The sequence below is a fragment of the Hafnia paralvei ATCC 29927 genome (assembly GCF_001655005.1).
In the GTDB taxonomy this organism is placed as follows: domain Bacteria; phylum Pseudomonadota; class Gammaproteobacteria; order Enterobacterales; family Enterobacteriaceae; genus Hafnia; species Hafnia paralvei.
The window spans coordinates 42,051-64,527 of the sequence record NZ_LXET01000059.1; the positions used below are offsets into that span (position 1 = coordinate 42,051).

Here is a 22,477-nt window from a genome sequence, read left to right on the forward strand (position 1 = left end):
TCCTAGTCTTTCATTTACCCTGATATCACCCGTCTTTTAGTGCAGGTTTTTTATTCAAAAAAATGGCGTTTCCTCATCCTAACATAGGTTTCAGCTCTGTTGGCGGAGGCGATCTTGAGACTTTTTCAGGTGACTTTTGCGTGCCGCCTCTGACTTTGAACACGTCGGAGCAGTTAAAACTAACGATTACATCCATAATGTCGAAAACGAAAATAGATTCCATTTTTATAACATTTTTTTAATAAGAATTTGTTCAATAAAAATAATTATTTACGACTGTCTCAGGAGAGCAACACGATGGCGACGACCGTGCCCGTAAAACGTGGGAAGAAACCACGTGCCACCACGCCAGCCGCAGCGCCTGCGGCCACCGGACAGGTTCAATCCTTACAACGCGGATTGAGATTGCTGGAATTAATTGCCGAATCTCACGGTAGCGTTGCGCTCACGGATTTAGCTCAACAAGCAGGACTGCCAAATTCCACGACTCATCGCTTATTGAGCACCATGCAGCAACAAGGCTTCGTCCAACAGGTAGGCGATTTAGGTTTGTGGACCATCGCTTCTCATGCTTTTTTCGTTGGTAGTAGTTTTCTACAAAGCCGCAATCTGCTGGCGATTGTCCATCCGATTTTGCGCCGTTTAATGGAAGACTCGGGTGAAACCGTTAACTTAGCGGTGTTAGACGTCAGTGATTTTCAGGCCGTGATCATCGATCAGGTCCAGTGCACACAGTTAATGCGCATGTCTGCGCCAATCGGTGGCAAACTACCGATGCATGCATCAGGCGCGGGTAAAGCATTTTTATCCACCGTGAGCGATTCTCATCTGGTTGAATTACTGCATAAAAAAGGTCTGCATAGCTATACACCGCATACCCGTAGCAACCCTACAAGTTTGAAAGAAGAACTGGCGCATATCCGCAAACAGGGGTTTTCTTTCGACGACGAAGAGCATGCTTTGGGACTGCGCTGTATCGCAGCCTGCATCTATGACGAGCATCAAGAGGCTTTCGCCGCCATTTCTATTTCAGGCCCCGTTTCACGTATTACGGACGATCGCGTTATCGAAATTGGCGCTCTGGTGATTAAGGCAGCCAAAGAGGTCACACTGGCCTACGGCGGTAGACACTCATAACGTAATAGGCTCCCCTGAAGGGGAGCCAGATTGGGCGAATTATACTTTTTCGATTTCCACTAAATTAGTGTGCTGCGGATTACCCTTAGCTAACGGTGATGGACGCATCGTAGTCAACGTATTGATACAGCCACCGTGGTCGACCTTATCCCCAGCCATATCTGCCTGATGCCAAGCCCCCTGTCCCATTGCGCTGACTCCCGGCATAATGCGCGGCGTGACTTTAGCATTGATAATCACCGTACCACGCTTATTAAATACGCGAACTTTATCGCCATTTTGTATACCACGTTTCTGAGCGTCGATAGGGTTAATCCACACCTCCTGACGACAGGCGGCCTCTAGCACATCAACATTGCCATAAGTAGAGTGGGTGCGCGCCTTGTAATGGAAGCCAAACATCTGCAGCGGATAGATAGCACGTAGAGAATCATCCCATCCTTCAAACGTCGAGGCATACACCGGCAACGCACTAATGGTTTCGTCTTTTTCCAACTCCCACGTAGCGGCAATTTCTGCCAGTCGCTCAGAGTAAATTTCGATCTTTCCTGAAGGCGTTTTTAGGGGATTCGCGTCTGGATCTTGGCGAAATTTTTGGTAAGCAACAAAATGACCATTGGGATCTTTACGTTTATAAATTCCCTGCTGACGCAGGGTTTCATAATCAGGAAGCAGCGGATCGCGCGCCTGCATTTTGGCATACAGATAGTGTAGCCAATCAGACTGCGTACGCCCTTCAGTAAATGCCTGCTCTACATCTGGCCCCAGTCGCTTAGCAATCTGTGACATGATTTCATAGATCCCCTTACGCTCAAACTTGGCGCTAGTCGCAGGCTGACTAAAGATTAAATACCCCATATTTCCCGCATAATCATTAGGAACAATATCCTCCTGCTCCGTGGTCATCAGATCCGGCAGCAAAATATCGGCATACTTGGCCGAAGAGGTCATAAAGTTTTCAATGACGATGATCTTTTCGCATAGCGTGTCGTCCTGCAAGATTTCGTGGGTTTTGTTGATATCTGAGTGTTGATTAATCAAAGTATTACCGGCGTAGTTCCAGATAAATTTGATGGGAACATCCAGCTTATCTTTTCCGCGTACCCCGTCGCGTTTCGCCGTCATCTCAGGTCCACGCCGGATGGCATCGGTCCAAGTAAATACAGATATAGACGTTTTGACCGGATTGGTGAGTACCGGCATCAGCTCAATCGTGATGAGATAAGTCGATTCTCGTGCTCCACTGTTGCCACCATGAATACCGACATTTCCGGTCAAAATCGGCAACATAGCAATTGCTCGGGCAGTTTCTTCCCCATTAGCCTGTCGCTGTGGACCCCAACCTTGGCAAATATAGGCAGGCTTCGCAGTACCGATCTCACGCGCGAGTTTGATAATACGTTCGGCGGGAATACCTGTGATACGAGATGCCCACTCTGGTGTTTTGGCTATCCCGTCTGGCCCCTGACCTAAAATATAGGCTTTGTAGTGCCCGTTTGCGGGAGCGCTATTGGGTAATGTTTTTTCATCGTAGCCTACGCAATAGCGATCTAAGAATGGCTGATCGACCAGATTCTCACTGATCAACACGTACGCTATCCCCCCCACCAGCGCAGCGTCTGTTCCTGGACGGATCGGGATCCATTCATCTTCACGCCCTGCGGCGGTATCGGTATAGCGTGGATCGATAACGATCATTTTGGCATTAGAGCGTTCACGCGCTTGTTCGAGGTGATAAGTGATCCCGCCGCCACTCATCCGCGTTTCAGCGGGATTATTACCGAACATAACGACCAGTTTGGAGTTCACAATATCCGACGTACTGTTTCCATCGTTGCTGCCGTAGGTGTATGGCATGGCTGCAGAGATTTGTGCGGTGCTATAGCTACCATAATGGCTAAGATAGCCACCGTAGCAGTTCATCAAGCGGCCAATGATCGAGGCATACGGTGATGAACGGGTGACGTTGCCGCCGATGACGCCGGTTGCATAGTTTTGATAAACCGCCTCATTACCATATTTTTCAACCGTGTATTTGAGACTGTTGGCTATTTCATCATAAGCCTCATCCCAACCAATGCGCTTGAATTTCCCTTCTCCCCGCTTGCCAACGCGTTTCATGGGGTAATTCAACCGCTCTGGATGATTCATGCGGCGGCGAATAGAGCGCCCACGCAGACAGGCTCGGACCTGATGATCGCCATACTCATCTAAGCCTGTGTTATCAGTTTCAACCCAATACACTTCATTATCGCGGGTATGCAGACGTAACGCGCAGCGGCTGCCACAGTTGACCGAGCACATTCCCCACGTCACTTTATCTGGCGGAGGCGTTGCAACGGGCGCAGCCTGAACATTACGCATAAACGGTAAATTCAGCGCTCCACTTGCTAATGCTAGCCCACCCAAAGCACTGCCTTTAACCAAACTGCGGCGTGTTATCGATATCCCTTCACTATGTATTTTTTCTTTATTATTCATTTCGATGCCCCCTGCCCGAACGATTGCTCAATTAGCTATAGCTACCAAATAAAATATTGAGTTAGGTTGGGGAGAATCAAAAAGAAGCGACTTTTTACACAGAGATGATCAGAAATGTGAGAGGAGATCGATTTATGACTACGCCCTTTCACACAAGAAAAAGGGCGTTATAGGAAGAGTTATTGAGCGGCGTTGACGACCAGTTGTCCAACGCTACCCCGGGTAGCAAGTTCTAGTGTTTGGCTATAGTAGATGAACGGGAAATGTTCAGAAGATGCCTGAGGGAAATAGACCATCAGAGATACTTCACCATCTACCCACACCGTGTCTTTCCAGCCACGGTCTTCAACCATTGGCGGCGCATTGTTGACGCTTTTCACTAAGAATTTAGCACCCTGAATGTAAAACGCCTGCGGCGTATCTGCACGCACCGTCCAGCGTTCCCATGTCCCCTGCTGTGCCTGAATATCTGTCCGGTGTAAATCCCAAACTGCGCCGTTTATGCCTGGCTGGGAAGCACTGCCAAGACTAATGCTGCGCGTATTGACTACGCTGCCTTCCATCATGTCATCAGACAGCAGACGCGTTGGCAGATTATCCGTCACTAGCGGCAGCAGGCCGGTTGGACGCAGGGTAAGTACGGTAGTAGAAATCAGAATGGAAGAGGGCTCAAACAGGCCACGCAGACGATCCATAATACCTGCTGCAACACCCGCAGTAATCGATACCTCTTCGCCTTTAGACATATCGACCAGTACTTCGCGGCGCTCTCCCGGAGCCAATGTAAGGCTGCTAGCAATCACTGGCGCTGGCATATAACCTTGATCGCTGGCAATAACGCTGAATGGACGATTATCGCTCATGGTCAAAGTGTAACGACGAGCGTTAGAAGCATTGAGCAAACGTAAACGTACCCAGCCACGAGAAACCTCAACAAAAGGTTCCTGCACGCCGTTAACCAGCAGAGAATCTCCGTAGAAACCACCGGATGAAGGCGCTTCGTATTCTGGTGTACCAAAGTTATCTAAGCGTTTGTCTTGGATAATGACGGGGAAATCATCCACGCCATAATGGTTTGGTAAAGGCAGATTTTTGCTGTTCTCATCTTCAACCAACCACATTCCTGCTAGGCCGTTGTATACATGTTCAGCCATATGTCCAGGCGTGTTGGCGTGATACCACAGCGTGGCCGCGGATTGGCGAATAGGCAGCACTGGCGACCAATCCACATTCGGTGACATGAGCCGTGCCGCACCGCCGCTTAAAGCGCCGGGAACTTGCAGCCCACTGATTTCCATCGAAACCGACTCAGGCAGACGGTTGCTATAAATCAGCTTCACGTCATCACCGCTATAAACACGTACGGTCGGCCCCAAATAAAGTCCATTGATACCCCATGTGCTGACCTTACGTCCGCTCATGAAAGCCCAATGTGAACGCTGTAGCGTCAGAAACAGAGGCTGACCGCGCTTTGATTCCAATAGAGGAGGAATGGGCAGCGAAACTTGCGATCCACTCGCATGCGCCCTCAGCGGCAATGCACTTGCACACAGTGCCAGACCCGAAGTCTGAATAAACCGACGTCGACTGAGTGACATAACTTCTCCATGAATTTGCTATGCAAACTGAAAATCCAGAAGGGATCTCAGCATCAACGATTGAATTCAACCGTTTAAATAAAAGACCTGCCTAACGCTGACAGGTCTAAATAATATTCTTTAAAATCAAGACTTAGCTTCGCGCATCTGAGCTTCACGAGCAGCAACTTCTGCATTCAGCTCATTGATTTTCGCTTCCATCAACGCATGACAGTAGGCTGACAGTTCACGAACCTGATCTTTGCCGTATTTAGTCACATCGATCGGTGGCAGCATCTCAACAATAACTAAACCGTTATTCCAGCGATTAAGCTTAACTTTATCGTTTGTATTAGATGCACATACCGGAACAATCGGCACACCAGCGGCAATCGCGGCATGGAAAGCACCGGTTTTGAATGGCATCAAACCACGACCACGGCTACGAGTTCCCTCAGGGAACATCCAAAAAGAGATCGTCTTAGTGCGGAATTGGTTCACAACCTGCGCAATCGTGTTATGCGCTTTCGCACGGTTCGCTCGGTCAATCAGCAGGTTCCCCGTCAGCCAATAAAGCAGGCCAAAGAATGGGATCCAAATCAGGCTTTTCTTACCCACTGTGACTGTGTTGGTCTGCACCGCATTCGATATCGTTACCATGTCATAGTTGTTCTGATGGTTGGCGATATAAATCGAGTTACCGTAGTTTTTGGCTTCAGCCTGAATGCGAGTTTCTACTTTCAGGCCAAACAACGGCGACAGTCGCCCAAACATATGGCCGAAAGTCGCAACGTGGCGTGGATTACGTGGGCTAAACAAGCAATAAATACAACCGAAAATGCAGGCCAAAATACAGTATAACGTGACCAGCACAACGCGAATGATGGATAACATAACAACCTCATAAACATATAGCCGGAGTTAGTATACCGACTTAACTGCAAAACACACCGGAGATTCCTTGGCTGCAGCGTTAAAAAATCATTGGAAAACAAGCGAAGAAATATGTCGATATTGAGCAAACTCGGTACAAATTTCCTACTCCGACGTGACGCTATATCACGTCACGTCGGCTCGTCCTACCAAGATAAACGTTTTAAACCCTCAACAATTACTCTTCACTATCGCCTGGGCCGACTTTGATCTGCTCTGGCATTTCTACATCAACACGTTCAATGCGCTGCAGGCCACGCGGTAACAGCGTACCTTTGCGTCCGCGTTCAGCGCGGAATTTCTGTAGCTCCTGCGGCTTCATCACCAGCTTACGCTTGCCGACATGCACCGTAATTGACGTCTGCGGCGGCAATACAAACAGCCACGCCAGCTTATCTTCACCCGATGCAGCTTGCGCAGAAGGAATTGACACAATCTTGTTGCCCTTACCCTTCGACAGCTGTGGCAAATCATTCACTGGGAACATCAACATACGGCCAGCCTGTGTAATAGCCAACAACATGTCATCAGCACCGTTGATTTCAATCGGTGGCAACGCCTTAGCATTTTCTGGCAAGGTAATCATCGCTTTACCCGCACGGTTACGTGCGACCAAATCGTTGAAAGTACATACGAAACCATAACCTGCATCTGAAGCCATCAACAGTTTTTGGTCATCCGCAGCCATTAACACCTGCTCAATAGTCGCGCCTGGTGGTGGCGTCAACTTACCGGTTAACGGTTCACCCTGCCCACGTGCCGAAGGCAGCGTCGTTGGATCAAGCGCATAACTGCGCCCCGTGGAATCGATAAAGACCACAGGCTGATTGCTCTTACCACGCGCAGCTGCACGGAAGCTATCACCCGCTTTGTAACTCAAGCCGGTAGGATCGATATCATGCCCCTTGGCACTCCGCACCCAACCCCCTTCTGACAGAACAATAGTCACTGGCTCGGATGGAATGAAGTCGTGCTCGCTCATGGCTTTAGCTTCTTCGCGCTCTTGCAGTGGAGAGCGGCGATCGTCGCCGTAAGCCTGTGCGTCAGCCTGAATTTCTTTCTTAATCAACGTATTCAGTTTACGTTCAGATGCCAGTAATGCCTGCAAATGGTCGCGTTCTTTAGCCAGCTCATCCTGTTCACCACGAATTTTCACCTCTTCCAACTTAGCAAGGTGACGCAGTTTCAGTTCAAGAATAGCTTCTGCCTGTGTTTCTGAAATACCAAAGCGTTCAATTAGCTTCGGTTTGGGCTCGTCCTCGGTACGGATGATATGGATCACTTCATCAATATTGAGGAATGCCACCAGCAAACCTTCCAAAATGTGCAAACGTTTCAGCACTTTTTCCAGACGGTAGTTTAAGCGGCGGCGCACCGTATCACGACGATAAGCGAGCCATTCAGTCAGAATTTCGAGCAGATTTTTGACCGCTGGACGATTGTCCAAGCCGATCATATTCATGTTAATGCGGTAGCTTTTTTCCAGATCGGTAGTGGCAAACAGGTGAGCCATCACCTGATCCATATCTACGCGATTGGAACGCGGCACGATGACTAAACGGGTTGGGTTTTCGTGATCGGATTCATCACGTAAATCTTCAACCATCGGCAATTTCTTCGCACGCATCTGGCTGGCAATTTGCTCCAACACTTTCGCGCCGGAAGTCTGGTGCGGCAGCGCGCTAATCACCACCTCGCCGTCTTCTTTTTTCCAGATTGCACGCATGCGAACCGAACCACGGCCGGTGCGATAGATTTTACGGATCTCTTCACGCGGCGTGATAATTTCGGCTTCGGTTGGATAATCAGGGCCTTGGACATGCTCGAGAATATCGTCGAGCGTCATACTCGGCTTATCAATCAGCTCAACTAAGGCTTTCGCCAACTCACGCACGTTGTGCGGAGGAATATCCGTTGCCATACCAACGGCAATACCGGTAGTCCCATTCAACAAAATATTAGGCAGGCGCGCAGGCAGCGTTTTTGGCTCCTGCAGGGTGCCGTCAAAGTTTGGCGTATAGTCGACGGTACCTTGTCCTAACTCGCCCAACAGCACTTCAGCATACTTGGACAGGCGTGACTCGGTATAACGCATCGCAGCAAAGGACTTCGGATCATCCGGAGCACCCCAGTTACCCTGACCATCAACCAGCGGATAACGGTAGGAGAACGGCTGGGCCATGAGCACCATGGCTTCATAACAGGCGCTGTCGCCGTGCGGATGATATTTACCCAGCACGTCACCCACGGTACGTGCGGACTTTTTAAACTTGGCGCTGTTGTTTAACCCCAGCTCCGACATCGCATACACAATACGACGCTGTACCGGTTTTAAACCATCACCGATAAAAGGTAACGCCCTGTCCATGATGACGTACATGGAATAGTTGAGATAGGCGTTCTCTGTAAACGTGTGCAGCGCTTGGCGCTCGCTGCCGTCATGGATCAGATCGCTCATTAATAATCCTCTGGCCGCCGCCCTAACTGAATGAGTAAAACAGTCCGCAGCGGGACTTAACGACTGTCTTGGTCTTTACACAATTGCCCGCGATAGTAACTCATCTTTTATAGGCCTGTCACAGGTGATAGTAGGATCACCCGACTTATCCTTCTTGTAGGGCGTCTAATCATAAAACTGATCGTCGTCACAGACAGGCGTATTTTTTTTCTCCACCATGAAACATCATAACGTTCGAATGTTTGGAGGTTAATCATGCAGAACTCAAGCAACACACTGTTTAGCGAAGCCGAATGGCAATCAGCCGGTGGATTATTGACACTACAATCTATCTGCAATCAGCCTCGGCTATGGCGTGAAGGCTTTGCTCTTATACAGCAACACCGCGCGGAAATTAGGCGTTTCTGGCAACAGTTGGCAGACGAACCGCGCAATATCATTCTATGCGGTGCCGGTTCATCGCTTAGTGCCGCACGCGTTGCCGCACAGTGGATCCGTCAGCAAACTGGAAAATCCATTCAGGTTCTTGCCAGTACCGATATTGTCGTCAAACCTGAGCTGTATCTGGAGAATAAACCGACACTGCTGGTTTCCGTCACCAGCTCCGGCAGCACTCCAGAGAGCACCGCGGTGTTTGAACTGGCTGAACGCCTGATCGATGACTGCTATCACTTGATCGTTGCGAACGATCCGCAGGGAGAATTACCTAAACGCAGCCAGCATCACGCCAAAACCCTCTATATCCCAGCGCCTATCGGCACCAAAAACGGCTCTTTTGCTGCCGCCGCGGAATTTACGCTACCGATCTGGTATCTGCTGCTCATCTTCTTGCCTCAGCAATGGGATATCGCTCAGCGCGCCTTAGATGTTTATCAGCACGGAGCTGATTATTTTCTTTCACAGCAGGCTGACAAAATTGCTGCCATCGCCAAACGCGACGCCCCCATGGTGGTCAGTTTAGGCTCATCGTCGCTACAGTTTATCGCTGCCGATGCCAGCCTGAAATTGCTGGAGATGTGCAACGGACGGCAGGCTACCGATGATTTCTCAACGCTGGCATTTCGTCACGGCCCTAAACTGATCGTCAACCAGCCAGTGACCGTGGTTTGCTATCTTTCGCCCGATCAAGAGATCCTTCGTTACGATCTGGATATGGCTACCGAGTTAGCCGCGCAGCGCCATCCACAGGGGAAAATCATAGGTATTTACGCCGCAAACGACGAACGTGTCGCGCAAGCCTGCGATGAGTATCTGCATTTTGACTCACCAGAATTGACCCAACTACCTGAAGTCTTTAGCGGTTTGTTGTATGTTATGTTCGCTCAGCTACTTGGGCTATTGCGCGCACGCCAACTGGGTGTAACCCCCGATCTTCCTTCCAATGACGGTAAAGTGGCCAAGGTGTGCAAAGTGACCATTTATGGACAGGATTGATGCATAACGAACTCGAACAGGCTGCCCCTCTCTATTTGCATATCGCAAAAGATCTGCGTGAAAGAATCGAAGCGGGAGAATTCCCACTCGATACGCTGCTGCCGCCAGAGCCTGTGCTCTGTCAGCAATATCAATGTGGCCGAGTTACGCTGCGCACGGCGGTTGAAATGTTAGCCCAGCGGGGATTTTTGACCAAAAAACAGGGGCGGGGCACTCTGGTGACCACGCCTGCGTGGTTGGCAGACAACACGCTGCCAGTGGGTTTTAGCGAGAAAATGACCCAGGCCGGTCTTGCTCACCACACGCAAGTGGTACGCTTCGAGCAATGTCCGGTTACGCCAGAGCAAGCTCAGAAGTTAGGCCTCAATGCCTCTCAGCGCGTGATAATCCTTGAACGGTTGCGATTCGTCGAGCAATATCCGGCGCTATATGAAATCACCGTTTTACCCGCCGAACGTTTTGCCACTCTGAATCGCCAGCACGTAGAGCAGCATGGGCTTTACCATACGCTTGCTCATGACTTTAACCTATTGAGCATGCAGGCTCAGGATGATTATCGTCCCTGTATCGCCCCAGCACCGATGGCCGCTCTATTACAGCTCGAACACCAACAGCCTTGCATTGAAATTGTGCGCCTTGCCACCAGCCACGGCCGGCCTTTCGAGTTCACGGTGAGCTATACCAACACCGAACATTACCCGCTTCGCTTCCGCTATCTGCGGGGATAAAACCGCTAATATTACAGCGCTGCAAGATTCGCAGACTTACCTTGCAGCCGCGTAATAATTCAATAGCATCATGTAGCCTTTGAGAGATTTCCTCGCCTTAGACTGATTACGTCCCTTTTTCTGCCTGCCTAGCGACTTAAGAAAGCGGGCAGAGAAAGGGAAACGATCATTCTTTTGCAAGGAGATACATTATGGCTACCCCGAACATCCTACTGCTGCGTATTGATAACCGTCTGGTTCACGGACAGGTTGGCGTGGCCTGGTCCTCTTCTCTTGGCGCTAATTTGCTTTTGGTTGCCGATGACGGCGTGGCTCAAGACCCTCTACAACAACAAATCATGTCCATGACGGCTGAATCTATGGGCATTGGTATTCGCTTTTTCTCTCTGCAAAAAACCATCGACATCATCGGTAAAGCATCGGCAGCACAAAAAATCTTTATCGTCTGCCGCACACCGCAGGAAGCCCGCTTTTTGATTGAAGGAGGCGTTCCAATCAAAAGCGTGAACGTTGGCAATATGCATTTCGTCGAAGGGAAGCGTTCCATCACGAAAAAAGTCTATGTCGACGATCAGGACCTCGCGAATCTGCGCGCAATTCAAGCCAAAGGCGTGGACGTTTTTATTCAAGATACCCCAAGCGATAGCAAACACAGCATCGACTGATTTGAGTAATGCGCGGTTTTATCTCTATAGGTTTAACTAAACGATAGGACACATCATGCATGAAATAACCTTAATGCAAGGCATGGGGCTCGCCATCATGGCCCTGATTGTCGGCATCGACTTCTGGCTCGAAGCTCTATATATCTTCCGCCCACTGATTGTGTGTACGCTCACCGGTGCGATTCTAGGCGATATCCAAACCGGTTTAATTACCGGTGCATTGACCGAACTGGCCTTTACCGGACTCACACCTATCGGGGGAACTCAGCCGCCAAACCCTGTCTTAGCGGGGATCATGACAACGGTTATCGCCCACAGTACCGGAGTGGATGCGAAAACGGCCATCGGGCTTGGATTACCGTTCAGTTTCCTGATGCAGTACATCATTCTGTTCTACTACTCAGCATTTTCGTTCTTCATGCAAAAAGCCGATCGTTATGCAGAAGAAGGCGATACTCGCTCGCTGGGTCGCTTGAATCTGCTATTAACCAGCATCGTGGCGATTAGCTATGCCGCCGTCACGTTCTTCTGTGCCTACGTTTCACAAGGCGCCATGCAAACGCTGGTGCAATCTATGCCAGCATGGTTAACCCACGGCTTTGAAGTCGCCGGCGGCGTATTACCCGCCGTCGGTTTTGGTTTACTGCTTAAGGTCATGATGAAGACACCATTTATTCCGTTCTTTATCGTCGGCTTCCTGTTTGTCACTTTTATTCCCGTACAAAACCTACTGCCGGTTGCGGTGCTAGGTGCCGCATTTGCGGTATATGAATACTTTAACGAACAGAAAAAAGCAGCGGCAACAGTCGTCGTAGCGGAGGATATGGAAGATGGCATCTGAAATCGTCAATACTGAAAATACATCCGTACCCGCGACCACTGCGGGCCAAGATAATCCGCCCAAAACCGTGCTGACCCGTGGCGATATCACCCGCTTGGGCTTTCGTTCCGCCCTGCTTCAGTCAGGTTTTAACTATGAGCGTATGCAAGCGACGGGGTTTGCCAGCGCGCAATCTCCGCTACTGAAAAAGATTTACGCCAACGATAAGGACGCCCTTAGTGCGTCCATGAGAGACAATTTAGAATTTATTAACACCAACACTAACGCAGCCGGATTCCTGATGGGGTTGCTGATTTCTCTAGAGGAACGACACGAAAGCCGTGACCTGATTAAAGGCCTGAAGGTGGCGCTGTTTGGCCCTCTAGCGGGTATCGGTGATGCGATTTTCTGGTTCACGTTGCTGCCGATCGTTGCTGGGGTGTGTGCGTCTTTCGCCAGCCAGGGAAGTATTCTCGGTCCATTGATTTTCTTCGTTGTCTACGCTGCGCTGTTCCTGCTGCGCGTGGTATGGACGCATCTGGGCTATTCACTCGGCGTGAAGGCCATCGATAAATTGCGCTCAAGCTCTGGCGCAATCTCACGAGCGGCCACCATATTAGGGGTCACCGTGATCGGGGGACTTATCGCATCCTATGTTCACCTGACCGTAACCGCCAAAATTGCGGTCACTGCCGGACATGAGGTTTCGATTCAAGAGGCCTTCTTCGACAAAGTGTTCCCAAACCTGCTGCCACTGGGCTATACGCTGCTGATGTATTATCTGCTGCGCGCCAAGAAAGTCAGTCCGGTGACGCTCATTTTAGTCACGTTTGTGCTCTCCATTGCCCTCTCTTGGTTGGGCGTACTGTAATTTCACAGCGCGGTTCGCCGCGCTTGTTTTTTTAAGAGATTAGAGATGATTAGCCTTATTATTACCGGACATGGTCGCTTCGCCAGCGGTCTGTTTAGCGCGGTTGAGCAGGTTATTGGCCCACAGGAACAGTGCGTCGCCGTCGACTTTCCACCTGAAATGAGTACTCAGCAACTGGATGAAAAACTGACTCAGGCACTCGCCTCGCTGCCTCAGCAAGATGGCGTGCTATTTTTCACCGATTTGCTCGGTGGCTCGCCGTTTCGCAGTTCCGTTATCTTGAGCCAAGCATTAGCAAATAGCGATGTGGTGGCAGGGACCAACATGCAAATGTTGGCGGAAATGCTGATGGAACGCGAAGAGATCGCCAGCATACAGGAGTTTGTCACACAGGCACTCGCCTGTGGGCATCAGGGAATGTTGAGTTTCAGAGAGAAAGCGGCGGAAAACGCATCCGCAGTTGAAATCGATGAAGGGATTTAATTTCTGATGTTCATATCCTGAATAGATGAGCTGTAGGAATAAGACAGCTCATCTATTCTTCAAGACACAGTATCTGGCCATGTTTTCTCGTGTTTCACCATCACTATCGCCATATCGTGATGGTGAAATCAGAGTGAGTACATATATGTATCCAGCTTTCCCTGTGGCTTTACCAATAAGATAAAAATGTTCGTCATCGCCTTCCTCAGGTACTTTCGCTAATTTGCACCATCCATGGGTTATCCATTCATTTTGAAGGAATTTTATTCCCGCATCAGACATCTGGACAGTAAAGGTTTTATCAAACTCGGATGCTGCGTTTTTTTCTAAACGGAAGGTCACCTGCAAATAATCGTGCTCTACAATGGTTGAAGCACCGATATCTTTGGCCTGCGTCGGAAAAAAATCCGGTAACCAAGTATGAATACCATCATCATTGGGTATATCTGAATAAGTCGCATATGTTTTACTGACCTCTCCGGTATCCCTAAAACGGCCAGCAAATAGAACAAGAAGGCTAATAAAAACGATTATTATCAATAAAATAGGAAGAAGAGAAAAAGTTTTTCTCATCTGAGAATCCATAATTAATAACCTTTCACCGCCATTAACGCAGTATTCAACTGCATCACCGCCTGCTCTGGTGTTTGATTAGGATGGGTGAAAAAGTCATTAAGAACGCGGAAGAAAACTTCTTTTGCCTGCACATCAACCGCCATTGAGTGCGCCATGCTTGGCAGTAGACGATTCGTCTTCTCGGCATCTTTAAACACCTTCGCCGCTTGCTGGGCGCAAACATCGAACGTGCTCATATCAATATCGTTACGAACCGGAATTGAGCCTTTTAACTGATTAAAGCGACGCTGGAAATCGGGATCCATCAACACATCCGCGAGACGGCGCTGAGCCTCCACCGCAGTGGCATTACCGTTTTGCTGCAAAATCGCAAAACTGTCAGTGCCGTAAATAAAGTAGCCTTCTGTACCTGGCGTTGCCACACAGAGAAAATCTTTGTTTGGTACAGCTCCCATCTGCATCAACTCACCTTTGGCCCAGTCTCCCATAATCATCATAGCGGCTTTGCCACTGTACAGAAGCTCTGCTGACTCATGCCAAGGCCGACCCGCTGATTTAGGATCTATATCATCATGTAACTGACGAAAACGCTGAAGTACGCGGATCATGCGATCGCTAGTGATTGCTTTGCTATCTAGCTTTTCGAATACGTCACGATAGAACTGACCACCTTCTAAGCCGAGCAGAATATTTTCAAACAGCGTTGCATCCTGCCATGCCTGTCCACCGTGCGCTAACGGGATATAACCTGCCGCTTTGAGCTTATCGGCAGCCGCGAAAAATTCATCCCACGTTGTAGGGATCGCCAGATGCAGCGCGTTAAAAGGCTTGGGATTAATCCACAGCCAGTTAATCCGATGGTTATTTACGGGAACAGCAACGTACTCGCCATGATATTGAGTAATCTGGCGAATCAACGGAGGCAACACGCGATCCCAAGCTTCGGTTTGCTCTTTGGTATAAGGACTGGATAAAAAACCCAGTGCGCCCCACTCCTGAATAAATTTGCCTTCCATTAGCGCCGCTGTCGGTGGGTTACCTGCAATCATTCTCGTTTGCAGTACGCTATAGGCGCTTTCACCCCCGCCACCTTTTACCGTGAAATCCTGCCAAGTATCTCCTTTGGCCGCTAACTCCTGCTTGAGTAGATTCAGCGCCGCGCTTTCACTCTCCGACGTCCAGTAATGCAAAACCTCAACCGTTGCAGCACTACAGTTCATCGCCATCGTTAGCAAGGCGGTGGTCAGTAAAACTTTTTTCACCAGCGATTCTCCGTTACCTGTGTGATTACTGTAAATAACGCCTTAAGCGCAATACGGCAATCAGACCACCACAAGGATGGTTATACAGTGTGATATCACCGCCGTGAGCGCGAGCGATACCGCGAGCAATTGCTAAACCTAATCCGCTTCCCTGAGTATCGCTATGTAATCGATAGTAAGGCTTAAACACGTTCTCTAACTGAGCTTGCGGAATACCGGGGCCATAATCACGGAAACTCAGCGTCATATGTTCAGGATAGTTTTCCACGCTGATCTCAAGCCTATCACCGTATTTCAAGCCATTATCCACCAGATTATTAATGCAGCGTTTCAACGCCAGTGGGCGTCCAAACAGATAGTGCGGCGTGCCACGCAGGCTGATATTGGTATGTGCGTCCATCAGCTGTGCCAAAAGGTGGCGTAGGTCGATACGCTCCATATTCTCGTGAATATCCGTATCCTTCATACTTTGCAGCGCACCTTTGACCATCATTTCCAGATCGTGCAGATCCTGCTCCAGCTTTTTCTCGAGCGGAGGATCGTCCAGCATTTCCACGCGCAGCCGTAACCGCGTCAGCGGCGTTTTTAAATCATGACTAATCGCAGTAAAAAGGATTTCTCGATTATGTAAATAGGCACGCAGTCGATCCTGCATTTGGTTGAAGGCTCGCGTCGCACTAACTAATTCTGCGCTCCCTTCTTCAGGCAACGGAGGGCTATCCAACTGAGTGTTTAACTGATGTGCCCCCTGCGCTAAACGCGCTAACGGCCTCAGCTCTCTGCGTATCAGCCAGCCGCCAAACAGCGCTACCAGCAACATACTGCATAGCGTGAATCCCAGCTGACGAGAACCAAACAGCGGCAGATCCAACTGATCGTATGGCGGCGGTAGCGGTGCAGCAATAAACAGCCATTCGTCCTTGTTCAATGCTAACTGAAGCGCTAACACAGGCTCATCGCCACGTGAGGTAACCAGCCCAAAACGCGCCCAACCCGGCGGTAAGTCCACCATCAAAACACCCGCGTTAAATACTCGTAGCTGATTGGCGGCAGTGAGAGAAATCACCGAGTTCAGCCTATCACCCTGTTGATTGAGCACCTCACTTTGCGCCAGCGCGAGTACCCTTTGCACATTACTGCTGTCGGCAAGCGGCTGCTGTTTGAGGGGATGGCTATTGATGGAGATAAAAAACTGCGAGCCCCCCAGCTCTAGCTGTTGCTGGAGTACCAGATGACGATAATTACGCGGCAGGGATGACATGAAATTGTAAGTCGAAAGCATACTCTGCGTCAGGCTACGAACGGTGCTCTCAAGACCCGCATTATTGCGCACGCTGTACTGTCGATACCAAAAAACCCCAGAGATAATCTCAGCCAAGAGCAAAGCGCACACCAGCATACATAACATGCGGCTCATCAAAGAACGCGGCCACAGGCGCTGATACCAACGCAATGATTTGGGACTGGGATCAAACCGCCGGAACTCAGTATTCACGGCTAACATCGCAGCACAGCATATAACCCTGATTTCTTATCGTGCGCAGCAGACGGCGGTCGACGTCATGCAAGCGTTGACGTAGCCGACTAATCTGCACATCAATGCCACGCTCCAGAGGATTATTTTCACGGCGGCGGGTGATCTCCGATATTTGGTCACGATCGAGGATCTTGTTTGGAAAACGCAGAAAAAGAGATAACAAAGCAAACTCGATCCCAGAGAGGATCTCCGCGGCACCTTGGGAATCGATCAATTCTCGGCGTAACAGATCCAGTTTCCAGCCGTTAAAACAGAGATAGCGTGCTTCTGCCGTTGGACTTTGCGCTATCTGGTTGCGCCGCAACAGCGCCTTAACTCTTGCCAACAGCTCGCGTGCGCTAAAAGGCTTAGCGAGATAGTCGTCAGCGCCTAGCTCCAGCCCGATCACTTTGTCGGTTTCATCAGAGGCTGCGGTAAGCATGATGATCGGCACCGAAGAGGTATTCCTCACCATCCGGCATAGCGTGAAGCCATCCATACCCGGCATCATGACATCAAGGATAATCAGATCGACGCTTTGCTGTTGAAGCGTTTGCATCAATTTTTCACCGTCAGGCAGCGCAATAACGCTAAATCCCGCGCGAGTGAAATACTCCGTCAGCAGACTACGAATTTCTGCATCATCATCAATGAGCAACAGCGAATAGGGCAACATCATCGGTAAGGCTCCAAGCAGCACGTACAAGCTAACAATCTGAATAATACTCGCTGACCTAATACATCTTATTCCATGCACAAACAATTGGGATGGCTATCACACTTCCACCGCATAAAAAAACGGACCGCCAAGGCGATCCGTTATCAGCGTGAAGAGCACTCTGGACTAGACGTCCAGATCCGCCAGATCACCTTTTTCCTGTAACCAGTTGCGACGATCTTCGGAGCGTTTCTTCGCCAACAGCATATCCATCACCGCCATCGTTTGATCGACATCGGTATCATCGATGGTTAACTGCACCAAACGACGCGTATTTGGATCAAGCGTTGTTTCACGCAGTTGGAGCGGGTTCATTTCGCCCAACCCTTTGAAGCGTTGTACGTTCGGCTTACCCTTTTTACGCTTGAGCTGTTCCAACACACCGGCTTTTTCTTCTTCATCCAGCGCGTAATAAACCTCTTTGCCGAGGTCGATGCGGAACAGTGGCGGCATGGCAACATAAACATGCCCACCGCGTACTAACGATTGGAAATGACGCACGAACAGCGCACATAGCAGCGTAGCAATGTGTAAACCATCGGAGTCAGCATCCGCAAGGATACAAATTTTGCCGTAGCGTAGCTGGCTGAGATCGTCGCTGTCTGGATCGATACCAATCGCCACGGAAATATCGTGTACTTCCTGCGAGGCGAGTACTTCGTCAGAAGAAACTTCCCACGTGTTCAGGATCTTACCTTTTAACGGCATGATGGCCTGATATTCACGGTCACGAGCCTGCTTAGCAGAGCCACCAGCGGAATCCCCTTCCACCAGAAAGAGCTCGGTGCGGGAAAGATCCTGCGCGGTACAGTCGGCTAATTTACCCGGCAGCGCTGGGCCACTGGTCAGCTTTTTACGTACCACTTTTTTAGCGGCACGCATGCGGCGCTGGGCGCTGGAAATCGCCAGCTCAGCCAGTTGTTCGGCCACCTGCACGTTTTGGTTAAGCCAAACGCTGAAAGCATCTTTAACAATGGCAGAAACAAAGGCCGCACACTGACGCGAAGACAAACGTTCTTTCGTTTGACCCGCAAATTGCGGATCCTGCATTTTCACCGAAAGCACGTATGCACAGCGTTCCCAGATATCGTCCGCCGACAGCTTAACGCCACGCGGCAAAAGATTACGGAATTCGCAGAACTCACGCATGGCGTCGAGCAGGCCTTGGCGCAAGCCGTTAACGTGCGTACCGCCCTGCATGGTTGGGATCAGGTTAACGTAGCTTTCAGTCAGCAACTCACCGCCTTCCGGCAGCCACAACAGTGCCCAGTCAACGGCCTCGGTATCACCTGAGAAGGAGCCGGTAAATGCTTGTTCTGGTAGAGTGATTAGACCGTTTACAGCCTCCATCAGATAGTCGGTCAGACCATCCTGATAGCACCAGCGCTGTTCGGTGTTGTTCAGCTTATCTTTAAAGACAATCTCGACGCCCGGACACAATACCGCTTTAGCTTTCAGCAAATGATTGAGGCGAGAAACCGAGAATTTAGGGCTGTCAAAGAACTGTTCATCAGGCCAGAAGTGTACGCTAGTACCGGTATTGCGTTTACCGCAGGTGCCGGTTACATGCAGATCTTCGACCTTATCACCGTTCTCGAATGCCATCTGATATACCTGTCCATCGCGGCGTACGGTGACTTCAACGCGTTTGGATAAGGCGTTTACTACCGAAATACCTACGCCGTGCAGGCCACCGGAGAACTGATAGTTTTTATTCGAGAACTTACCGCCCGCATGCAAGCGGCACAGGATCAGTTCAATAGCAGGTACGCCTTCTTCGGGGTGAATGTCCACCGGCATACCGCGCCCATCATCAATCACTTCCAGCGATTGATCGGGATATAAAATGACCTCTACGCGAGATGCGTGGCCAGCCAGCGCCTCATCGACACTGTTATCTATGACTTCCTGACCCAAATGGTTAGGACGCGTGGTATCGGTGTACATACCCGGACGACGGCGCACGGGTTCTAGGCCGCTGAGAACTTCAATAGAATCAGCGTTATAGCTGGATTGAGTCATGGTATGAATCGTATAAGTCGTTAGTTATCGTCGACCGAGCGGTGCAAAGCAGTACTTTGCTCTGGCGAAGCCATATTCCGCTCGGTAGGTATAAGCCTTACCACTCTGTTAATAATCGGTGGCCAGCTCTAAGAAATCGACGATCTGTGGGAAAAATCGCTCGAAACCAACAAAACTGTGTGACCCCTCAGGCTCAATGGTCTGGCGGCATAACGCGTAGTAAGCCACAGCTTGTCGATAATCCAGAACTTCGTCACCAGTTTGCTGTAACAACCAGAGGAGATCCGGTGATTCCAATGGTTCAACCTGCATGACTTTCAGATCGTAAACGTGGCGAGACTCTAACACATATTGTTGGCCGGTGTAGGGATTCTCGTTTTGCCCTAAAAAGTCAATTAACAGCTCATAGGGCTTAACTGCGGGGTTTACAACGACCGCCGGTAGCGTGAAGCACTGCGATAGCCACGTGGCGTAATATCCACCCAGAGAAGAACCCACCACTCCCAGAGGACGTCCAGAACGAGACATCACTATCTCTTCCAACATTTCCGCTGCATCCGACGGATAAGGCGGAAGTTGAGGAACCAGCATCGTAATTTCTGGGTGATTAACCGCTAGCCACTGTTTCAACGCAGTGGCCTTGGCAGAACGGGGAGAACTGTTAAATCCGTGGAGATATAAAAGCGTGGGCATCATTAATAGCCGTCAGAGTCGAGATCCGGTCTGAATTCTGTACCGTCTAAACGATGCAGTTCAGTCGTGAGCGTCCCATCTGGATGCAGATCCAGATAACGCCACCCGGGCGATAGAGTGTCAATCGTGAAATTGGTGCATAGCGGTTTGAATTGAATACAGGTTGATGGCGTCGCTAACAAACGGCGGCCTTCCCACTGCAAATCCAAATCCTGATGAATATGTCCGCATAGCAAAGTTTTCGCCAGAGGATAATGTTGCAGAACTTCCCCTAGCATATGCGCATTGCGTAGGCTGTGCTGATCAAGCCATGTACAGCCTGACGGCAACGGATGGTGGTGCAATAAAATCAGAGCGTGGCGCTGCGGATACAGCGAAAGCGTACGCTCCAACCATTCAAGTTGGTAGTCGCTTAGCTCTCCGTGGGGAACACCAAAAACTTGGCTATCTAACAAAATAATCTGCCAGTAATCGCCTAGCAACATATGCTTCGCGGGATTCACACCTGCATTGGCCAACGTATCGACCATTGCTGGCTGAAAATCATGATTACCCGGAAGCCACAGACAGGTTTTATTAAGCGTCGCAATACCGTTCGCAAAATGCTGGTATGCCGCCACAGAGTGATCCTGCGCCAAATCACCGGTGGCGACAACGATGTCGTACGGGCGAGCTTCGGCATGGATCGCCTCTAGCACTGCGTGGTAGCTGCGATGAGTATTGACGCCTAATAACGTCTCATGTTCACCCGCAAACAAGTGAGTGTCTGTGATTTGTAAAATCCTAACCGGAGCCCCACGTGCCACGGTTAGTTGAAACAGGCTTTCCAAATGGTGTCCTTTATGACTTTAGTCTGCCAAGAATCTGTAAAAATAATCATTGCGTCGATTGTTAGGGCTCAGCGCAGCAAAACAGGCTCTAATATACAGGAATTGCCATAACTCCATGCGTCAGACAATAGTGCAACCAGTCTGCAAGAAACTGGTTAATTTGATGCTTTTCGTCGCGTTGATGCAACTTTTTATTCGGATAATCATAACGTGCTTTAAACCGAGAGATCTGTTGGCTTGCACACACTTCCGCAACCATGGCGTCATGATACAGGCGCACACTCATTGAAGGTAACCCCCAATGTCCCGGTTCAGGCTGGGTCTGGGTGATTTCAGCCATTGAGGTATAACGCGTCGACTCCGTAATTTTTATCTGATAACTCGCGCCATTGACCTGATATCCCTGCGATTCGCCAACTTCGTCCTTGCGCGGTAACAAACGACGCAATTGTGCATAATTAGTCTCACACAGCCTCATCATTAGAGGAAAATCAGGGGAATAACGCTTCATCATATATATCTGTATCCAAATTAGTTGGCGCTGCTACAACCGAGTTGCGGATTCATCCACTCACGGCGAAGCGACTCATGGTGCAACGCCAGCCACTGTAATGCAATAACCGATGCAGCATTGTCGATCACCCCTTCTTCCACCCAGCGATACGCCTGATCGCGGCTCACAACATGCACTCGAATGTCCTCATGCTCTTCTGGTAAGCCATGGATGCCGGAGGCTTTTTCCGCGTCAATCTCACCGACCATAATAGATAAGCGTTCGCTCGTACCGCCAGGGCTTGCCAGATAGCTAAGCACCGGCTTACAGCGTTGCACATGAATGCCTGCTTCTTCCTGCGCTTCGCGACGGGCAACGTCTTCTACCGTCTCGCCGGGCTCAATCATCCCTGCCACCATCTCCAGCAACCAAGGCGTTTGGCTAGAGTCCAACGCAGGAATGCGAATCTGTTCCACTAGCACAACTTCATCACGTACAGGGTCATAAGGGAGCAGAACTGCAGCATGTCCGCGCTCAAAAACCTCACGTACAACCTCGCCACTCATACTGCCATCAAAGAGACGATGCCGAAAACGATAACGTTCTAGCGAAAAAAAGCCGCGGTAGAGCGATTCCCGTGCAATAATTTCAACATCATTTTTACTAAACGTGACGGGTGACGGATTTTTCTCGCTCATACGGCTAAATTCCTAAAAGTGGTGTGATGGTTAGCATGAATAATATTGATTTGAGGTCAATCTGAAAATACTCAATCACTTT

The 22,477-nt window shown here is 49.8% G+C and carries 20 protein-coding genes; 7 read left to right on the forward strand and 13 right to left on the reverse strand.

The genetic code is table 11. The annotated features are described in order from the left end of the window. Positions 1-297 precede the first annotated feature (297 nt). Entirely contained in the window at positions 298-1,137 is an 840-nt protein-coding gene (gene iclR, locus M988_RS19155) for a glyoxylate bypass operon transcriptional repressor IclR (protein WP_004095271.1), read from the forward strand. 39 nt (positions 1,138-1,176) lie between these two features. Here the strand turns inward: iclR and ynfE are convergent, their stop codons facing one another. The 4 genes from ynfE to parC form a co-directional block, all read right to left on the reverse strand. Continuing rightward, positions 1,177-3,618, reverse strand: coding sequence for a selenate/tellurate reductase subunit YnfE (ynfE, locus tag M988_RS19160; RefSeq protein WP_039184483.1), 2,442 nt, complete (start codon positions 3,616-3,618; stop codon positions 1,177-1,179). Between the two features lie 179 nt (positions 3,619-3,797). After that, complete coding sequence (ftsP, locus tag M988_RS19165; RefSeq protein WP_008814711.1) at positions 3,798-5,216, reverse strand: cell division protein FtsP; 1,419 nt, start codon at positions 5,214-5,216, stop codon at positions 3,798-3,800. A 126-nt stretch (positions 5,217-5,342) separates the two neighbouring features. Further along, positions 5,343-6,089: a 1-acylglycerol-3-phosphate O-acyltransferase gene (locus tag M988_RS19170; protein ID WP_064575372.1), complete on the reverse strand. Its 747-nt coding sequence runs from the start codon at positions 6,087-6,089 to the stop codon at positions 5,343-5,345. Positions 6,090-6,306: 217 nt separating this feature from the next. Then, complete coding sequence (gene parC, locus M988_RS19175; RefSeq protein ID WP_008814709.1) at positions 6,307-8,586, reverse strand: DNA topoisomerase IV subunit A; 2,280 nt, start codon at positions 8,584-8,586, stop codon at positions 6,307-6,309. A gap of 255 nt (positions 8,587-8,841) precedes the next feature. Between parC and M988_RS19180 the strand changes: the two genes are divergently transcribed. From M988_RS19180 to agaF, 6 genes are all read left to right on the forward strand, one after another. Next, the gene (locus M988_RS19180) at positions 8,842-10,020 is read left to right on the forward strand and encodes an AgaS family sugar isomerase (RefSeq protein ID WP_064575374.1); all 1,179 of its coding nucleotides are present in this window, start codon (positions 8,842-8,844) and stop codon (positions 10,018-10,020) included. Next, complete coding sequence (locus M988_RS19185; protein WP_064575378.1) at positions 10,020-10,748, forward strand: GntR family transcriptional regulator; 729 nt, start codon at positions 10,020-10,022, stop codon at positions 10,746-10,748. The genes M988_RS19180 and M988_RS19185 overlap by 1 nt, the downstream gene beginning before the upstream one ends. Before the next feature lie 191 nt (positions 10,749-10,939). Continuing rightward, positions 10,940-11,413: a PTS galactosamine transporter subunit IIB gene (gene agaB / locus M988_RS19190; protein ID WP_008814706.1), complete on the forward strand. Its 474-nt coding sequence runs from the start codon at positions 10,940-10,942 to the stop codon at positions 11,411-11,413. Positions 11,414-11,468: 55 nt separating this feature from the next. Continuing rightward, positions 11,469-12,254 (forward strand): PTS galactosamine transporter subunit IIC, encoded by a 786-nt coding sequence (gene agaC, locus M988_RS19195; RefSeq protein WP_008814705.1) that lies wholly within the window; start codon positions 11,469-11,471, stop codon positions 12,252-12,254. Beyond that, the gene (agaD, locus tag M988_RS19200) at positions 12,244-13,104 is read left to right on the forward strand and encodes a PTS galactosamine transporter subunit IID (protein ID WP_061059309.1); all 861 of its coding nucleotides are present in this window, start codon (positions 12,244-12,246) and stop codon (positions 13,102-13,104) included. The genes agaC and agaD overlap by 11 nt, the downstream gene beginning before the upstream one ends. Before the next feature lie 45 nt (positions 13,105-13,149). Further along, the gene (agaF, locus tag M988_RS19205; RefSeq protein WP_008814703.1) at positions 13,150-13,587 is read left to right on the forward strand and encodes a PTS galactosamine/N-acetylgalactosamine transporter subunit IIA; all 438 of its coding nucleotides are present in this window, start codon (positions 13,150-13,152) and stop codon (positions 13,585-13,587) included. A 48-nt stretch (positions 13,588-13,635) separates the two neighbouring features. Here agaF and M988_RS19210 read toward each other — a convergent pair whose 3' ends face one another. The 9 genes from M988_RS19210 to nudF form a co-directional block, all read right to left on the reverse strand. Then, entirely contained in the window at positions 13,636-14,172 is a 537-nt protein-coding gene (locus M988_RS19210) for a YbbD-related protein (RefSeq protein ID WP_064575380.1), read from the reverse strand. A 2-nt stretch (positions 14,173-14,174) separates the two neighbouring features. Continuing rightward, positions 14,175-15,425 carry an ABC transporter substrate-binding protein gene (locus M988_RS19215; RefSeq protein ID WP_008814701.1) on the reverse strand — a complete coding sequence of 417 codons (1,251 nt, stop codon included), beginning with the start codon at positions 15,423-15,425 and terminating at the stop codon, positions 14,175-14,177. 25 nt (positions 15,426-15,450) lie between these two features. Continuing rightward, entirely contained in the window at positions 15,451-16,842 is a 1,392-nt protein-coding gene (locus M988_RS19220) for an ATP-binding protein (protein ID WP_065424783.1), read from the reverse strand. Between the two features lie 67 nt (positions 16,843-16,909). Then, positions 16,910-17,620 (reverse strand): response regulator, encoded by a 711-nt coding sequence (locus M988_RS19225; RefSeq protein ID WP_008814699.1) that lies wholly within the window; start codon positions 17,618-17,620, stop codon positions 16,910-16,912. Positions 17,621-17,785: 165 nt separating this feature from the next. Continuing rightward, positions 17,786-19,681 (reverse strand): DNA topoisomerase IV subunit B, encoded by a 1,896-nt coding sequence (gene parE / locus M988_RS19230; protein ID WP_004095246.1) that lies wholly within the window; start codon positions 19,679-19,681, stop codon positions 17,786-17,788. Between the two features lie 108 nt (positions 19,682-19,789). Further along, positions 19,790-20,374 carry an esterase YqiA gene (yqiA, locus tag M988_RS19235; protein ID WP_035503916.1) on the reverse strand — a complete coding sequence of 195 codons (585 nt, stop codon included), beginning with the start codon at positions 20,372-20,374 and terminating at the stop codon, positions 19,790-19,792. A 2-nt stretch (positions 20,375-20,376) separates the two neighbouring features. After that, complete coding sequence (gene cpdA, locus M988_RS19240; RefSeq protein WP_008814698.1) at positions 20,377-21,204, reverse strand: 3',5'-cyclic-AMP phosphodiesterase; 828 nt, start codon at positions 21,202-21,204, stop codon at positions 20,377-20,379. 88 nt (positions 21,205-21,292) lie between these two features. Continuing rightward, the gene (locus tag M988_RS19245) at positions 21,293-21,718 is read right to left on the reverse strand and encodes a DUF1249 family protein (protein ID WP_008814697.1); all 426 of its coding nucleotides are present in this window, start codon (positions 21,716-21,718) and stop codon (positions 21,293-21,295) included. 17 nt (positions 21,719-21,735) lie between these two features. Beyond that, entirely contained in the window at positions 21,736-22,395 is a 660-nt protein-coding gene (nudF, locus tag M988_RS19250) for an ADP-ribose diphosphatase (protein WP_008814696.1), read from the reverse strand. Positions 22,396-22,477: the final 82 nt, after the last annotated feature.

Excerpts from the sequence above, each read along its gene's own strand:
- iclR (WP_004095271.1), top strand. The coding sequence starts at position 298 with ATGGCGACGACCGTGCCCGTAAAACGTGGGAAGAAACCACGTGCCACC.
- ynfE (WP_039184483.1), bottom strand. The coding sequence starts at position 3,618 with ATGAATAATAAAGAAAAAATACATAGTGAAGGGATATCGATAACACGC.
- ftsP (WP_008814711.1), bottom strand. The coding sequence starts at position 5,216 with ATGTCACTCAGTCGACGTCGGTTTATTCAGACTTCGGGTCTGGCACTG.
- M988_RS19170 (WP_064575372.1), bottom strand. The coding sequence starts at position 6,089 with ATGTTATCCATCATTCGCGTTGTGCTGGTCACGTTATACTGTATTTTG.
- parC (WP_008814709.1), bottom strand. The coding sequence starts at position 8,586 with ATGAGCGATCTGATCCATGACGGCAGCGAGCGCCAAGCGCTGCACACG.
- M988_RS19180 (WP_064575374.1), top strand. The coding sequence starts at position 8,842 with ATGCAGAACTCAAGCAACACACTGTTTAGCGAAGCCGAATGGCAATCA.
- M988_RS19185 (WP_064575378.1), top strand. The coding sequence starts at position 10,020 with ATGCATAACGAACTCGAACAGGCTGCCCCTCTCTATTTGCATATCGCA.
- agaB (WP_008814706.1), top strand. The coding sequence starts at position 10,940 with ATGGCTACCCCGAACATCCTACTGCTGCGTATTGATAACCGTCTGGTT.
- agaC (WP_008814705.1), top strand. The coding sequence starts at position 11,469 with ATGCATGAAATAACCTTAATGCAAGGCATGGGGCTCGCCATCATGGCC.
- agaD (WP_061059309.1), top strand. The coding sequence starts at position 12,244 with ATGGCATCTGAAATCGTCAATACTGAAAATACATCCGTACCCGCGACC.
- agaF (WP_008814703.1), top strand. The coding sequence starts at position 13,150 with ATGATTAGCCTTATTATTACCGGACATGGTCGCTTCGCCAGCGGTCTG.
- M988_RS19210 (WP_064575380.1), bottom strand. The coding sequence starts at position 14,172 with ATGGATTCTCAGATGAGAAAAACTTTTTCTCTTCTTCCTATTTTATTG.
- M988_RS19220 (WP_065424783.1), bottom strand. The coding sequence starts at position 16,842 with ATGAGCCGCATGTTATGTATGCTGGTGTGCGCTTTGCTCTTGGCTGAG.
- M988_RS19225 (WP_008814699.1), bottom strand. The coding sequence starts at position 17,620 with ATGATGTTGCCCTATTCGCTGTTGCTCATTGATGATGATGCAGAAATT.
- parE (WP_004095246.1), bottom strand. The coding sequence starts at position 19,681 with ATGACTCAATCCAGCTATAACGCTGATTCTATTGAAGTTCTCAGCGGC.
- yqiA (WP_035503916.1), bottom strand. The coding sequence starts at position 20,374 with ATGCCCACGCTTTTATATCTCCACGGATTTAACAGTTCTCCCCGTTCT.
- M988_RS19245 (WP_008814697.1), bottom strand. The coding sequence starts at position 21,718 with ATGATGAAGCGTTATTCCCCTGATTTTCCTCTAATGATGAGGCTGTGT.
- nudF (WP_008814696.1), bottom strand. The coding sequence starts at position 22,395 with ATGAGCGAGAAAAATCCGTCACCCGTCACGTTTAGTAAAAATGATGTT.